At 61.5% G+C, this 14523-nt stretch carries 12 protein-coding genes, 1 tRNA gene and 1 pseudogene; 13 read left to right on the top strand and 1 reads right to left on the bottom strand.

Annotation, left to right across the window (positions count from 1 at the left end):
- Positions 1 to 109: 109 nt before the first annotated feature.
- Together ACIQ2A_RS03340 and ACIQ2A_RS03335 are read left to right on the top strand one after the other, a co-directional pair.
- Positions 110 to 1588 (top strand): ATP-binding protein, encoded by a 1479-nt coding sequence (locus ACIQ2A_RS03340; RefSeq protein WP_398475731.1) that lies wholly within the window; start codon positions 110 to 112, stop codon positions 1586 to 1588.
- A 164-nt stretch (positions 1589 to 1752) separates the two neighbouring features.
- Positions 1753 to 1829 (top strand) — tRNA-Arg (locus ACIQ2A_RS03335).
- Between the two features lie 87 nt (positions 1830 to 1916).
- Here ACIQ2A_RS03335 and ACIQ2A_RS03330 read toward each other — a convergent pair.
- Complete coding sequence (locus ACIQ2A_RS03330; protein ID WP_398475729.1) at positions 1917 to 2828, bottom strand: LysR family transcriptional regulator; 912 nt, start codon at positions 2826 to 2828, stop codon at positions 1917 to 1919.
- A 104-nt stretch (positions 2829 to 2932) separates the two neighbouring features.
- Between ACIQ2A_RS03330 and leuC the strand changes: the two genes are divergently transcribed.
- The 11 genes and pseudogenes from leuC to ACIQ2A_RS03275 form a co-directional block, all read left to right on the top strand.
- Positions 2933 to 4387: a 3-isopropylmalate dehydratase large subunit gene (leuC, locus tag ACIQ2A_RS03325; protein WP_398475727.1), complete on the top strand. Its 1455-nt coding sequence runs from the start codon at positions 2933 to 2935 to the stop codon at positions 4385 to 4387.
- 3 nt (positions 4388 to 4390) lie between these two features.
- Complete coding sequence (gene leuD, locus ACIQ2A_RS03320) at positions 4391 to 5005, top strand: 3-isopropylmalate dehydratase small subunit (protein WP_398475724.1); 615 nt, start codon at positions 4391 to 4393, stop codon at positions 5003 to 5005.
- Between the two features lie 16 nt (positions 5006 to 5021).
- Entirely contained in the window at positions 5022 to 5957 is a 936-nt protein-coding gene (locus tag ACIQ2A_RS03315) for an alpha/beta fold hydrolase (RefSeq protein ID WP_398475722.1), read from the top strand.
- Positions 5958 to 6382: 425 nt separating this feature from the next.
- A complete protein-coding gene (locus ACIQ2A_RS03310) occupies positions 6383 to 7030 on the top strand; it encodes a hydrolase (protein WP_398475720.1) in 648 nt (215 codons plus the stop codon).
- A 31-nt stretch (positions 7031 to 7061) separates the two neighbouring features.
- Positions 7062 to 7352 (top strand): XapX domain-containing protein, encoded by a 291-nt coding sequence (locus ACIQ2A_RS03305; RefSeq protein WP_398475718.1) that lies wholly within the window; start codon positions 7062 to 7064, stop codon positions 7350 to 7352.
- Between the two features lie 51 nt (positions 7353 to 7403).
- Entirely contained in the window at positions 7404 to 9290 is a 1887-nt protein-coding gene (locus ACIQ2A_RS03300; protein ID WP_398475715.1) for an amidohydrolase, read from the top strand.
- Positions 9290 to 9697: a DoxX family protein gene (locus ACIQ2A_RS03295; protein WP_398475713.1), complete on the top strand. Its 408-nt coding sequence runs from the start codon at positions 9290 to 9292 to the stop codon at positions 9695 to 9697. Before ACIQ2A_RS03300 ends, ACIQ2A_RS03295 begins: the two co-directional genes overlap by 1 nt.
- Entirely contained in the window at positions 9694 to 11319 is a 1626-nt protein-coding gene (locus ACIQ2A_RS03290) for an MFS transporter (RefSeq protein WP_398475711.1), read from the top strand. The genes ACIQ2A_RS03295 and ACIQ2A_RS03290 overlap by 4 nt, the downstream gene beginning before the upstream one ends.
- Before the next feature lie 20 nt (positions 11320 to 11339).
- On the top strand, positions 11340 to 12245 hold the full coding sequence (locus tag ACIQ2A_RS03285) for a glyoxalase (protein WP_398475709.1): 906 nt from the start codon (positions 11340 to 11342) through the stop codon (positions 12243 to 12245).
- A 46-nt stretch (positions 12246 to 12291) separates the two neighbouring features.
- On the top strand, positions 12292 to 13647 hold the full coding sequence (locus ACIQ2A_RS03280) for an alginate export family protein (RefSeq protein ID WP_398475707.1): 1356 nt from the start codon (positions 12292 to 12294) through the stop codon (positions 13645 to 13647).
- A gap of 142 nt (positions 13648 to 13789) precedes the next feature.
- Positions 13790 to 14512 (top strand): annotated as a pseudogene (locus tag ACIQ2A_RS03275) (histidine kinase dimerization/phosphoacceptor domain -containing protein); the annotation flags it as partial.
- Positions 14513 to 14523 lie beyond the last annotated feature (11 nt).

Raw genomic sequence — 14523 nt, 5'->3', positions numbered from 1 at the left:
TCGCTGGGCGGACGATGCTGCGGCCGTGTTACTGTGCGTAACGAATCGTCGTTGGACCCGTATCTCCTTATAGTTCAGCGTCCAGTCAGAGAGATCTGAGGCTCATCGCGTGTCATCGGCGGACGAAAAGCCCCTTGCCCCCCTGCTACGGCTCGGCCCGCTGCGTAAGCTCGGCCTGTCCGGCAAACTGCTGCTGCTGACCATTCCGCTGGTCCTGGCGGCGCAGATTCTGATCTATGTGCCCTCCATCGCGAATTTCCGCATCAACCGGCTGAACGACAAGCTGGCCGCCGCCAACACCGCAGCTTTGGTGCTGGATGCAGCGCCGCTCGGCATGGTGCCGGAATCGCTGTCGCGCCAGATTCTCAGCAGCATCGGCGCCCGCGCTGTCGCCATCAAATGGGGCCAGCAGCGCCGCCTGCTCGCCAGCGCCGATCTGCCGGCGCAGATCGATCACGATATCGACATGCGTGAGATGACCGTCTGGTCGGCCATGGTCGATGCGTTCGAGCTGATGTTCGAGCGCGGCAACCAGACCATGCGCATTATCGGCCCATCGCCGGGCGGGGCGCAATTCATCGAAGTGGTGGTGGATGAGTTGCCGCTGCGGCAGGCGATGTATCGCTTCTCGCGCAACCTCCTGTGGGTGTCGCTCGGGCTCGCGATTCTGTCTGCCGGCATCGTCTACATCACGCTGCATTATCTGTTCGTCCGCCCGATGCGGCGGCTGACGGCGAATATGGTCGCGTTCCACGAAAACCCGGAAAGCCCCGCGCGCATCATCGTGCCGAGCGCACGCGCCGACGAGATCGGCGTTGCGGAGCGCGAATTGTCCGACATGCAGCGCGATCTGGTCTCCATGCTGCATCAGAAGAGCCGGCTCGCAGCGCTCGGCCTTGCCGTGTCGAAGATCAATCACGACTTGCGCAATCTGCTCGCCTCGTCGCAATTGTTGTCGGACCAGCTTGCCAGCGTGCCTGATCCGCGGGTGCAGCGCTTTGCGCCGAAATTGATGCGTTCGCTGGAGCGCGCCATCGCCTTCTGCCAATCAACGCTCTCCTACGGCCGCGCGCAGGAAGCGCCGCCCGATCGCCGCATGATCGCCGTGGAACAGGTGGCCAGCGAGGTCCGCGAATCCGCGGGTCTCGGCACCGACGAGGCCATCGGCTGGGTCAGCGCCATCGAGCGCGGCCTGATGATCGATGCCGATCCGGACCACCTTTTCCGTATCCTGCTCAATCTGGTGCGCAATGCGGCCCAGGCGCTGGAAGGCCAGACCGGTGACGACGTCGCGCCGCCGCAGATCCGCATCACCGGACGTCGCGAAGGCGCGGTGGCCATTCTGGAAGTCTCCGATACCGGCCCCGGCGTGCCACAAAGGGCAAAAGACCACTTGTTCGAGGCCTTCCAGGGCTCGTCACGGCCGGGTGGCAGCGGACTTGGCCTCGCTATTGCGGCCGAACTGGTGCGCGCTCATGACGGCGATATCGCGCTGGTGGAGGGCACCATCGGCGCCACGTTCCGGATCACATTGCCGGATCGCCCGGTGGAACTGCTCAGCATCCGCAGCGAGCGGGCGCGCGCCTGACCTGGTTCGGGGGCGGGTGTCACGAGAGTGAAATATCCACCCTCGGGCGCTTGCCAAGCCGCCGCCAACCCGTTAGAGATCGCGCGCTTTCGCAAACAACGTTTCCGAAACGCATCCGATGTCGGCGGTATCACCCTTGCTGGTCATGTCCCACATCGCGGCACGCGCCCGTAGCTCAGCTGGATAGAGCACCAGACTACGAATCTGGGGGTCAGAGGTTCGAATCCTTTCGGGCGCGCCATATTGCTACCTCCGTGAATACTGCCGTGACCCATTGACTGATCGTCAATGGCTGCTCCTGCGCGAAAAGGGCATTCAATCACGACAGTCAGGTTTTCGTGACGGCGCTCCAGAAGCGCTCTGCTGTTGTGGATAGCCGTGCGCGGGCACGGAACAGGCGGATCTCGATCGGGATATCCCATTTTTCGGCGCCCGCCCTGACAAGCTGGCCGTTTGAAAGGGAGGCTCCGATCAGACTTTCCGGCAGCCAGGCCATGCCTCGCCCATCGAGGGCCATGGTCACGAGCAGCTTTGCAAGATGTGAGTTGAATGTCGGCTTCAACCACGCCTTGTCCGCAGAGGTGCTCCTCACAGCCGAAATGATCCTGCCCATACCCGATTCCGGGCGATACGACAGATACGGCACGGGCTCTTCTTCGGATCCGGGGAGGCCCGGGAAAGCGGAGCTTGCATCTGCTCGGGCCTGTTTGGCGACGACTGGTATCAGCACGTCCCTGCCGACCGGATGAGAGACGAAGTGACCAGGCGTGAGCAAGGTCTCCGCCGCCGGATGATAGTGACCAAGAAGAAATTGCGTGCGCCCCTGCAGCATGAATCGCTCGCAGGCGTCCCAGTGATTGGCAACCAGTTGAATATTGGCGACGAAGGGAAGCGCTTCTTCGATCCGCTGTAGCCATTCCGGGAAGAATGTCAGCGCCAACGCGTTGGTGGATGCGAATTGTAGCTCTTCAATGTCTGTATTTGCCCGATCCTTCGCCTCCGAGCGCCCTGCCTCCAGTCGCCTCAAGACCTCTTCTGCGGTGAGCCGGAAAGCCTCGCCGGCAGGCGATAGCGTCACACGATGCGTCGTTCGAAAGAACAGCTGGACCCCGACCCATTCCTCGAGTGCACGGATTCGGCGACTCAATGCGGGCTGTGTGATGTGGCGAGACTCGGCTGCGCGCGAGAAACTGCCGCTGTCCGCGACCTCCAGGAAATCCTTGAGCCAATCGATTTCCACGAACACTCCATCCGATGGGACGCCGTCTCCGGCAGACGCTGCTTATAGCGCGACGGCATAACGATATTCTCATACAGCATTGGATGTCGCGGCGGGAGCCTCCGATGGTGGATCCGCAGTTGCAAAGCATGCTGAGCGGCACGGTTATGTCCCGAACCCTATATGACAAGATCATCGACACCCACACGGTCCGCGATCTCGGCGATCGGCAGGTCCTGCTTTACATCGATCGAACCATCCTCAACGAATACACCAGTCCGCAGGCCTTTACCGCGCTGCGTGAAGCCGGGCGCAAGGTCTGGAATCCAGACGCGGCCTTGATGGTCGTCGATCACGTCAATCCGACGGCGCAGCGGCGTGTCGCCGCAATGTCCGATCCCGGTGGAGCGCAACAGGTCGCCTATTTTGCCGAGAACGCGAAGGATTTCGGCATCGAAATATTCGACGTTCTGGATCCGCGCCAAGGCATTGAGCATGTGGTGGCACCGGAGCAGGGGCTGGTGCTGCCCGGCATGGTCGTCGCCGCCGGCGACAGCCACACGACCTCCTACGCGGCGCTCGGCGCGCTCGGTTTTGGTATCGGCACATCCGATATCGAGCACTACCTGGCGACGCAGACCCTGGTCTATCGTAGGCTGAAGACAATGCGGATCACCCTGACCGGACACTTGGGGCTGGGGGTGACGGCGAAGGATTGCGTGATCGAGGTCATTCGCTGCATCGGCGCTGACGGCGCGGCAGGGCATGCGGTCGAATTCGCCGGCGACGCGGTGGCCGCGATGAGCGTGGAAGCGCGCATGACGATCTCGAACATGATCGTGGAAGCAGGCGCCCGGGGCGCGGTGATCGCTCCCGATGCGAAAGTCTTTGCCTATATCGAGGGGCGTCCGCGGAGCCCCAAAGGCGAAATGTGGTCCGCGATGGTCACCAGGATGTCCGGCCTCCGCAGCGATGCGGATGCCGTGTTTGATTGCGAATTTGCGCTGGACGTCTCGGAGGTCGCTCCCATGGTAACCTGGGGAACAAGCCCGGATCAGGCCGCGAGCGTGACGTCGCTCATTCCTGATCCCTCCACCGAGACCGATCCGAACCGGGAGCGCGCCGCCAGGCGGGCGCTTGACTATATGGGACTGGGCGCCGGCACACCGCTTGATGCCATCCCGATCAGCCATGCCTTTATCGGATCGTGTACGAATTCCCGGATCGAGGATCTGCGCGACGCGGCGCGTATCCTGACCGGCCGTAAAATCGCGCCCGGCGTCAGGGCGATCGTTGTGCCGGGTTCGACCAAGGTGCGCGATCAGGCGGAGGCGGAAGGTGTTGCTGCGATATTCAGTGCGGCGGGTTTCGAATGGCGTCAGTCTGGCTGCTCCATGTGCCTCGCGATGAACGACGATGTCCTCGCTCCGGGTGACCGTTGCGCCTCGTCGACCAACCGCAACTTTGAAGGACGGCAGGGGACTGGAGCCCGAACCCATCTGATGAGTCCCGCCATGGTCGCGGCCGCAGCCATCCGGGGCCATATCGTCGATGTCCGTAACCTTTCAAAGGAGGGCTGATCCATGGAAACGTTCGTCAGGGTCACGGGACCGGCGGCACCCTTCTTGGCGCCGAATATCGATACCGATGTCATCATGCCGAAGGCTTTCCTCAAAGGTATCAATCGCAAGGGCCTCGATGTCGGCGTGTTCAATCTGCTGCGCTTCCGGGACGGGCAGCCGGATCCCGATTTCGTACTCAACCAGCCCGGCTGTACGCATGCCCGTTTCCTCGTCGTTGGACCGAATTTCGGCTGCGGCTCCAGCCGCGAACATGCCGTATGGGGGCTGTTCCAACTGGGAATCCGGGCACTGATCGGCACCTCTTTCGCCGGCATTTTTGACGACAACTGTCGCAACAACGGCGTGCTCACCGTTACACTGGATCGCGACACCATCGCTCACATTGCCGACGTGATCGGGCGACCCGAGACGAACGGCATGACGATCGATCTGGAGTCGGAGCGTTTGACTCTCGATGCGAGCGGCGAGACGATCCGGTTTGCGATCGATCCGTTGCGCAAGGCCGCCTTGTTGCAGGGGCTGGATGCCGTGGGCGTGACGCTCGGTCAGGCCGGCGAGATACGAAAATTCCAGACGCGCCACTGGGAAGATCACCCCTGGCTCTCTCCAAACTGAACTGCGGTAGCACTCCATGGCCCATCCGACTGTCCCCGAACACGACGCCGCCATTGTGGAACGCGGCAGCTCGCCATTTCTGACAGGCTTCCGCTTGATCGATGTCGCATTGCCGAGCGGGATCACGATCCGGGCAGCGGTTGGCGGCGAAGGGCCGCCGCTCCTGTTGTTGCACGGCCACCCACAGACGCACGTCACCTGGCGCAAGATCGCGCCGGGACTGGCAAGGCGTTTCACCGTGGTTGCGACCGACCTGCGCGGCTATGGCGACAGCAGCAAGCCGGATGGTGGACCCGATCACGCCGCCTATTCGAAGCGCAGCATGGCGCTCGATCAGGTCGAGGTGATGCGCGCGCTCGGTCATTCACGGTTTAGCCTCGTCGGGCATGATCGCGGCGGACGCGTTGCGCACCGATTGGTGCGTGATCATCCGGCAGCGGTTTCCAAAGTCGCCGTCATCGATATCGCGCCGACCGCGACCATGTATGCCCGCACCGACAAGGAATTTGCGACCCGTTACTTCTGGTGGTTCTTTCTCATTCAGCCGGCGCCACTGCCGGAACGGATGATCGGCGCCGACCCGGAATTCTTTCTGCGCACCCATATCGATGGCCAGACCAAGACGCCCGGCGCAACTGAGCGGGAGGCGTTCGAGGAATATCTGCGCTGCTATCGCGATCCGGCCACGCGCCATGCCATCTGTGAAGATTATCGGGCGGCGGCGACCATTGATCTGGAGCACGATGCATCTGATGCGGAGCAGCGCATCGACTGTCCGCTATTGGCGATCTGGGGCGGCAAGGGGACGGTTGGCGCGCTGTACGACGTTCTGGAGACGTGGCGCGAAAAGGCGACCAATGTCTCGGGCCGCGCATTCGATTGCGGGCACACGCTTCAAGAAGAAAACCCTGAAGAAACCCTCGCCGAGTTGTCCGCGTTTCTCGGTGACTGAAATCAGGGCTTCATCGCTGTAGCAAATTTTGGAGATAGCAGCTCATGGCGAAAAATCGCCCTTCAAGCTGCTGTCTCAAAGCGCCATTGGATCAGCGCCCTCCTCCGCCTGACGGGCAAGTCTGCCAATAAGGTCCACGCAGGTGCGGACCACGACAGTTCGATTGCGAGATATCGAGCTGTGAAGTTCGGCAAAGAACTCCGGCTGCGGCAAATCGCGTGGCATGGCCCGCGGTGGCCGATCATTCAAAGCCAGTGACTTCCCGACAAGACGCCGCCCTTGGTTTGGGTGCACCTAGCCGCGCGGCTTCGTGGTCTGCGGGCCCGTTGGTCGCCAACGACAATCATTGCCCAGCAGCTCACATCACAGCCACAGCACTGCGAGCGGTCTTGCAGTCGTCACAACCTTCCACGGAGAATTTAACGATGTCGTTCCTAGAGATGCTCACGCCGCAGAACAGTGCCATTGCGTTGATCGACTATCAGCCGGCTATGTTCCAAGGCGTGCAGTCGCACGACCGTCTGGTGACGATGAACAATGTGCAGATCCTGGCCAAGGCTGCAAAACTCTTCAACATTCCGACCGTGCTCACGACTGTCGCGAAGGACTCGTTCTCTGGTCCGTTCATTCCGGAAGTCACCGAGCTGTTTCCGAACCACGACATCATCGATCGTACCTCGATGAATTCGTGGCTCGATCCGAACTTTCGCAAGGCTGTTGCCGCCACTGGCCGCAAGAAGTTCGTGATCGCCGGTCTCTGGACCGAAGCCTGCGTGATCTTCCCGACTCTCGATATGCTGCGCGAAGGCTATGAGATCTATATCGCCGCCGATGCCTGCGGTGATCTTTCGCCCGAGGCGCACGAGCGATCGATGCAGCGTGCGATCCAGGCCGGCGCCGTGCCGATCACGTCGTCGCAATATGCCTATGAGCTGCAGCAGGATTGGGCCCGCAGCGAGACCTATGACGGCATGATGGACATCCAGAAGGCGCATTCGCCTTACGGCATCCAGATCCGCTTCTCGAAGTGGGCACTGGGCGAGCACGCCTCTGAAGGCGGTCCGGCCAAGTAAGCCGCCACGTTATTCAAAACAGGACAATGACATGAAAGCGCACATGATCTCGCTGGGCGCAGGCCTGCTGGTTGGCGTCATCTACAGTCTGATCAATGTGCGCTCTCCGGCGCCACCGGTGGTGGCGCTGGTCGGTCTGCTCGGCATTCTTGTCGGCGAGCAGCTGCCGCCGCTGGTGCGGAGCCTCTGGCAGAAAGAGCCGGTGATTCATTCGTGGATCGATCAGGTCAAGCCGCACATGTTCGGCCATCTGCCGAAAGGCCAGCGCTCCGATGCGCGTATCGCTGCCGATAAGACGCCGCAGCCGCCTGCCGGCGGATAGTACAGCCGCCGTTACGATGACTTCGATATTCCCGCACTCAAGGAGAACTCCATGACCGAGCCGCAGACCCCCGATCTCATTCTTCACCGCGGCTTGTTCACGACGCTCGATCGCTCCAATCCGGTCGCGAATGCAGTCGCCATCAAGGACGGTCGCTTCACCCATGTCGGGCACGACGGCGAGATTCTGCCATTGGCGGGTCCCAAGACGAAGATCGTCGATCTCAAGGGCAAGCGCGTGCTGCCCGGCCTGATCGACAACCATCTGCACATCATCCGTGGCGGTCTGAATTTCAACATGGAGCTGCGCTGGGATGGCGTACGCTCGCTGTCCGACGCCATGAACATGCTGAAGCGTCAGGTCGCCATCACGCCGCCGCCGCAATGGGTGCGCGTGGTCGGTGGCTTCACCGAACATCAATTCGTCGAGAAGCGGCTGCCGACCATCGACGAGCTCAATGCTGTGGCGCCGGATACGCCGGTGTTCCTGCTGCATCTCTATGATCGCGCGCTGCTCAATGGCGCTGCCTTGCGCGCTGTTGGTTACACCAAGGACACGCCGAATCCTCCGGGCGGTGAGATCATCCGCGATGCCAACGGCAATCCGAACGGCATGCTGCTCGCTAAGCCCAATGCCGGCATTCTTTATGCGACGCTGGCCAAGGGGCCGAAACTGCCGTTCGACTATCAGGTCAATTCGACGCGTCACTTCATGCGCGAACTGAATCGTCTTGGCGTCACCGGCGCCATCGATGCCGGTGGTGGCTTCCAGAATTATCCCGACGATTACGCCGTTATTCAGAAGCTGCATGACGAGAACCAACTCACCATCCGTCTGGCCTATAACCTGTTCACGCAAAAGCCGAAGGGCGAAAAGGACGACTTCCTGAACTGGACGAAGACCTCAAAATACAAGCAGGGCGACGATTACTTCCGCCATAACGGCGCCGGCGAGATGCTGGTGTTCTCTGCGGCCGATTTCGAGGATTTTCGCCAGCCGCGCCCGGATATGGAGCCGGAGATGGAAGGCGAACTCGAAGAAGTCGTCCGCATCCTCGTGCAGAACAAATGGCCATGGCGCATGCATGCGACCTATGACGAAACCATCAGTCGCGCGCTGGATGTGTTCGAGCGCGTCAATCAGGACATGCCGCTCGAAGGCCTCAACTGGTTCTTCGATCACGCCGAGACGATCTCCGATCAGTCCATCGATCGCATTGCGGCCCTTGGCGGCGGCATCGCTGTGCAGCATCGCATGGCCTATCAGGGCGAGTATTTCGTCGAGCGGTACGGCCATGGCGCTGCCGAAGCCACGCCGCCGGTTTCGAAGATGCTGGCCAAGGGCGTTAAGGTCTCTGCCGGCACCGACGCGACGCGCGTGGCGTCCTATAATCCCTGGGTGTCACTGTCGTGGCTGGTGACCGGCCGCACCGTCGGTGGCATGCAGCTCTACCCGCAGCGTAACTGTCTCGATCGCGAGACGGCATTGCGCATGTGGACCGAGAACGTGACGTGGTTCTCCAATGACGAGGGCAAAAAGGGGCGCATCCAGGTCGGCCAGCTCGCCGATATCGTCGTGCCCGATCGTGATTTCTTCTCCTGCGCAGAGAATGAAATTGCTGATACCAGCGCCGTGCTGACCATCGTTGGCGGCAAGGTCGTCTATGGCGTCGGCGATTTCGCCAAGCTTGATGACAATGCGCCGCCGCCAGCCATGCCGGACTGGTCGCCGGTGCGCACTTTTGGCGGTTATGGTGCATGGGCGGCGCCGGATGCGAATGGGCAGGTGGTCGCTCAGAAGATGGCGATGAGCTGCGGCTGCACTAACTCCTGCGGCGTGCATGGCCACGATCACGCCACGGCGTGGTCCAGCAGATTGCCGATCGCCGATCTCAAGAGCTTCTGGGGCGCGCTTGGCTGCGCGTGCTGGGCGGTATGATGGTGAATCTTGCCCGTCGCATAATCGGCGCGCCCATCGTGCACTGGCTGGCATTGCTGTGTCTCTGCGCGGCCTATCTGCAGGGCGGACTGGTCAAGGCGTTCGACCTTCCCGCCGCGATTGCCGAGATGAACCATTTCGGATTGCAGCCGGCGGCGCCCTTCGCATTGGCGACGATCGGGCTCGAGCTGGTGGCATCGCTTCTGATTCTCGGTGGCGTGTTGCGCTGGCTCGGCGCACTGTCGCTGGCGGGCTTCACGCTGATGGCGACGTTTCTGGCGAACCGGTTCTGGGAACTGACTCCGCCTGAACGCTTCATGAGCGCCAACTCGTTTTGCGAACATATCGGCCTGTGCGGCGGCTTTCTGCTCGTTGCATGGCATGATCTCAACAAGGCAAGACCATGAGCGACGCCGCCAAGGCAACCAGCGCTTTCGCGCCATTCCGCCAATCCGTCTTCGCGGTGATCTGGGTTGCCACGGTCATGGGCAATACCGGCAGCTTCATGCGCGATGTCGCGAGCTCCTGGCTGGTCACTGACCTGTCAGCTGCACCGGCGGCGGTCACCATGATCCAGGCCGCAGGCACGTTGCCGATCTTTCTGTTTGCGATTCCAGCCGGCGTGCTGTCGGATATTCTCGATCGCCGGAAATTCCTGATCGCGGTCCAGGTATTGCTCGCTTCGGTCAGCGCCACGCTGATGATGCTGTCTTATTACGGGTTGCTGACCGTCAACCTGCTGATCGGTCTGACCTTCATCGGAGGCATCGGCGCTGCGCTCGTCGGGCCGACATGGCAGGCGATCGTGCCCGAACTCGTGCCGCGTCAGGACATCAAGAGCGCGGTGGCGCTGAATTCGCTGGGCATCAATGTCTCGCGCTCGATCGGTCCTGCCGCTGGCGGCATTCTGCTGGCGACGTTCGGCGCAGCCGTGACGTATAGCGCGGACGTGATCAGCTACATGTTCGTCATCGCCGCACTGCTGTGGTGGCCGCGGGCAAAGGCCGAAAACGACGCTTTGTCGGAGAAATTCTTCGGCGCGTTCCGGGCGGGCCTGCGCTACACCCGCTCCAGCCGCGAATTGCATGTCGTGCTGTTGCGCGCCGCGATCTTCTTCGCGTTCTCCAGCTCGATCTGGGCGCTGCTGCCTTTGGTGGCGCGTAATCTGCTCGGCGGCGACGCTGGCTTCTACGGCGTATTGCTGGGTGCCGTCGGCGCAGGTGCCATCGGTGGCGCGCTGATCCTGCCGCGGTTACGCGCCAAACTCGATTCCGATGCGCTGCTGCTGCTTGCTGCGCTGTTGTCGGCCGCCGTGATGGCCGTGCTGTCCTTCGCGCCACCGAAATGGTTGGCTCTGCCGGTTCTGTTGTTGCTGGGTGCGGCCTGGATCACGGCGCTGACGACGTTCAGCGGCGTGGCTCAGGCGGTGCTGCCAAACTGGGTACGCGGACGTGGTCTCGCCGTCTATCTGATGGTGTTCAACGGCGCGATGGCCGCGGGTAGCCTTGGCTGGGGCGCAGTCGCGCAAGCACTAGACCTGCCCGCGACGCTGCTGGTCAGCGCCTGCGGTCTATCGATCGCCGCCCTCATCATGCACCGGGTGAAGCTGCCAACCGGAGAAGCCGATCTGGCGCCGTCCAATTACTGGCCGGAGCCGCTCACCTCCGACGACGTCGAGCATGATCGTGGCCCCGTGCTGATCCTGATCGAATACCGGATCGCGCGCGAAAACCGGGTGCCGTTCTTCACCGGCCTCAAGCGACTCTCCGAAGCGCGGCGCCGCGATGGTGCCTATGGCTGGGGCATCACCGAGGATGCGGCAGATCCTGAAAAGATCGTCGAATGGTTCATGGTGGAATCCTGGGCGGAGCATCTGCGGCAGCATCACCGGGTGTCCAAGGCGGACGCCGATGTGCAGCGTGAGACGACGCAATACCACATCGGTCCCGATGGACCCGTGGTCCGGCATTTCCTTACGCTGGATCTGAAAAATCCGCTGTTGAAGCCCGAGCCGGTGACCCCGCACTAATCTCCACAAGGACTATCGGAATGCGTTCGTTCAATCTCACTGCTGCCGCCATCTACGTCGCGCTTCTATCGGTGACGCCACACGTCGCGTGGTCGCGTGAGGCAACCGCGAAGATCGGCTTTGCCGTTGGCGCGCAATATGACACGACCCATGTCTATGTGGCGCCGGATGAGGTCGATCGTTTCGTCGAAAGCTTCCTTGCCACCTTTGGCGGCAGGAGCACCAAACAGGTGGTCGCGACGGTGACGCCGACGCCGAGCAGTACGACGTCGCAGCTTCTGCTCACGCCGGCGGGCTCGGTCTCGGTGTTCGGCTTCAAGACGCCGATTCCGTATCCGTTCGGGCACGAACGGACCGGCTATCTCGTCACCGATATCGACGCCGCCATGAAAGCAGCGCAGAGCGCGGGCGCCGATGTGCTGGTCAAGACGTTCCCGGATCCCATCGGACGCGACGTCGTGGTGCAATGGCCGGGTGGGATCAACATGCAGCTCTACTGGCACACGGAGGCGCCGTCCTATGCGGAGCTGCAGACGGTCCCGGAGAACCGTGTCTATCTGCCGGCGAGCCGGGCTGATCAATTCGTGAAGAGCTTTGTTGCGTTCTCGAAGGGCAATGTGGTCTCCGACACGGCCAAGGCGCCGGGCGTCGAGATCGGCCGCCCCAATGACAGCTATCGCCGCATTCGCATCGCCTCGAAATTCGGCAAGATCACCGTGCTGGTCACGGATGGTGTGCTGCCTTATCCCTACGGCCACGAGTTGACGGGCTATGAAGTGCCGTCGCTCGACGAGACGTTGGCCAAGGCGAAAACGGCCGGCGCCGCCGTGCTGGTCGAACCCTATGTGGCAGATGCACGTCGTGCGGCGCTGGTGAAATTCCCTGGAGGCTATGTTGCCGAGATTCATTCCGCTCTCGGCAAATAAAGCCGTCGGAGCGGCGATCGCGCTGGGACTCTGCACGATCGCAACAATGCCATCTTCGGCAGCTGCAGACGATGGCGCCACTGCGCCGGCGCGCCCCAAAATTCTCACCAATCGCTGGCAGGAGGACTGGTCCGCGCTCGCTAATCCGGCGGCGCGGACAGAGCCGTTCGACGCGCTGAAATACATCCCGCTCTTTGTCACCGATCCGAAAAGCTATGTTTCGCTGGGGGCCAATTTGCGTGAGCGGTTCGAGTTCAACGATGCGCCGAATTTTGGCATCGGCAATATGCGCGGCGATTCTTATCTGCTGCAGCGGTTGCAGATGCATGTCGATATTCGCCTGAACGAGAACTGGCAGATATTCACCCAACTCGAAGATGTTCGCACCATCGACAAAGCGAGCATTTCGCCGGTCGATCAGAATCAGCTCGATTTGCGGTTGGCGTTCATTGCCTATAGCGGGGCGCTGGGTGATGGCATCTTCAAGGCTCGGGTCGGCCGCCAGGACTTTGCCTTCGATCTGCAGCGCTTCGTGTCGTCGCGCGACGGGCCGAATGTGCGGCAATCCTTCGATGCCGTCTGGGCGAATTACGAAACCGGGCTGTGGCGCTTCATCGGTTTCGTCAGCCAGCCCGTGCAATATCGCTTCGGCGACGTGTTCGACGATTTCTCCGGCCAGAACTTCCGATTCAGCACGGCACGCATCGAACGCAAGGTGTTCGGCGACAATGAGCTGTCGGGCTATTATTCGCTGTTCGAGCGATCGTCCGCCCGCTATCTCGATGCGCTTGGCGACGAGATCCGTCACGTCTTCGACATGCGCTTTGCCGGCAATGCCAACGGATTCGATTGGGATCTCGAGGCCATGGGCCAGACCGGGCATGTCGGCCCGAAGGATATCGATGCCTGGGCCTTGGGCGGCCGCATGGGCTACACGTTTTCAGACGTCGCCTGGACACCCAGGATCGGCCTGCAGCTGGATGCTGCGTCGGGTGACGGTCGTGCGGGCGACAACACCATCGGCACCTTCAATCCGCTATTCCCGAACGGCTACTATTTTTCGCTCGGGGGCTATACGGGCTACGCGAACTTGATCCATCTCAAACCGACACTGACAGTCAAGCCGATCGCCAATCTGACGGTGACCGCCGGCGTCGGCCTACAATGGCGCCAGACAGTTGCCGATGCCGTTTATGTCCAGCCCAACGTTGCTGTCGCCGGCACGGCCGGGTTGGGCAGTCGCTGGACCGGCGTGTATTCGCAATTGCGCGCCGACTACGCCTTCAATGCGAATCTGAGCGGGGCAGTCGAGGCCGTACACTATAAGATCGGCGATACAGTGCGGAATGCCGGTGGCCATGATAGCAACTATCTCGGGCTGGAGCTCAAATATGGGTGGTAACCGGGCGCGCTGCTGGCTGCGCGGGCGCGGTTTCAATTTGCACCGTCACAGAATAGGTTGAGCGCTCGCCCGCGATCAGACCCAGCTTTGGCGTGATGGTTCGGAACGATACCGATAAGTGGCTAATGCATAAGTGGCTGACATGTGGAATGAACGCGATCGAATCGCGGCCTTGCATCGATATGACATTCTCGATTCCTCATCCGATGCGGATTTCGAGGATTTCGTGCAGATCGCCTCGGATATTTGCAATGCGCCGATCGCCGCCATCAATCTGATCGACGGTGGCCGTCACTGGACGCTCACCGGCATCGCGCATGGTGACCCTGAATTGCCGCTCGATCATTCGATCTGCGCGCAGGCGATACGTCAGACCGATCTGTTTGTCGTACCCGATCTGTCATCGGATACGCGCTTCCAGGACAATCCATTGGTCAGCGGCGGCCCCAAGCTGCGCTTCTATGCCGGGGCGTTGCTGGAAACGCAAAATGGTCTGCCCATCGGCACAGTCTGCGTGCTGGATCACGCGCCACGCCCGGATGGCCTCTCCGAGCGCCAGCGGTTCACGCTACAGGCGCTGGCGCGACAGATCATGACCCAGCTCGAACTGCGGCGTGCCATGATGGATATCACCAGCGGAAATGCGGCGCGTGAGCGGCTGGAAGCCTCATTGAGCGAAAAGGAAGCGCTGCTTAAGGAAGTGCATCATCGCGTCAAGAACAACTTGCAACTCATCAGCAGCCTTCTCAACCTGCAGGCTTCGCGGATCACCGATCCCGTCACGTCTGCACTGTTTGCAGATAGTCGCAACCGGGTTCGGTCCATGGCGCTGGTTCACGAAAATCTCTATCGCGCTGGAAACTTCGCCGAGATCGA

The organism is Tardiphaga sp. (assembly GCF_044336785.1).
Classification (GTDB): Bacteria; Pseudomonadota; Alphaproteobacteria; order Rhizobiales; family Xanthobacteraceae; genus Tardiphaga.
This window is presented reverse-complemented; position numbering and strand designations above follow the sequence as displayed.

Excerpts from the sequence above, each read along its gene's own strand:
- ACIQ2A_RS03300 (WP_398475715.1), top strand. The coding sequence starts at position 7,404 with ATGACCGAGCCGCAGACCCCCGATCTCATTCTTCACCGCGGCTTGTTC.
- leuD (WP_398475724.1), top strand. The coding sequence starts at position 4,391 with ATGGAAACGTTCGTCAGGGTCACGGGACCGGCGGCACCCTTCTTGGCG.
- ACIQ2A_RS03290 (WP_398475711.1), top strand. The coding sequence starts at position 9,694 with ATGAGCGACGCCGCCAAGGCAACCAGCGCTTTCGCGCCATTCCGCCAA.
- ACIQ2A_RS03295 (WP_398475713.1), top strand. The coding sequence starts at position 9,290 with ATGGTGAATCTTGCCCGTCGCATAATCGGCGCGCCCATCGTGCACTGG.
- ACIQ2A_RS03285 (WP_398475709.1), top strand. The coding sequence starts at position 11,340 with ATGCGTTCGTTCAATCTCACTGCTGCCGCCATCTACGTCGCGCTTCTA.
- ACIQ2A_RS03305 (WP_398475718.1), top strand. The coding sequence starts at position 7,062 with ATGAAAGCGCACATGATCTCGCTGGGCGCAGGCCTGCTGGTTGGCGTC.
- ACIQ2A_RS03280 (WP_398475707.1), top strand. The coding sequence starts at position 12,292 with ATGCCATCTTCGGCAGCTGCAGACGATGGCGCCACTGCGCCGGCGCGC.
- ACIQ2A_RS03310 (WP_398475720.1), top strand. The coding sequence starts at position 6,383 with ATGTCGTTCCTAGAGATGCTCACGCCGCAGAACAGTGCCATTGCGTTG.
- leuC (WP_398475727.1), top strand. The coding sequence starts at position 2,933 with ATGGTGGATCCGCAGTTGCAAAGCATGCTGAGCGGCACGGTTATGTCC.
- ACIQ2A_RS03315 (WP_398475722.1), top strand. The coding sequence starts at position 5,022 with ATGGCCCATCCGACTGTCCCCGAACACGACGCCGCCATTGTGGAACGC.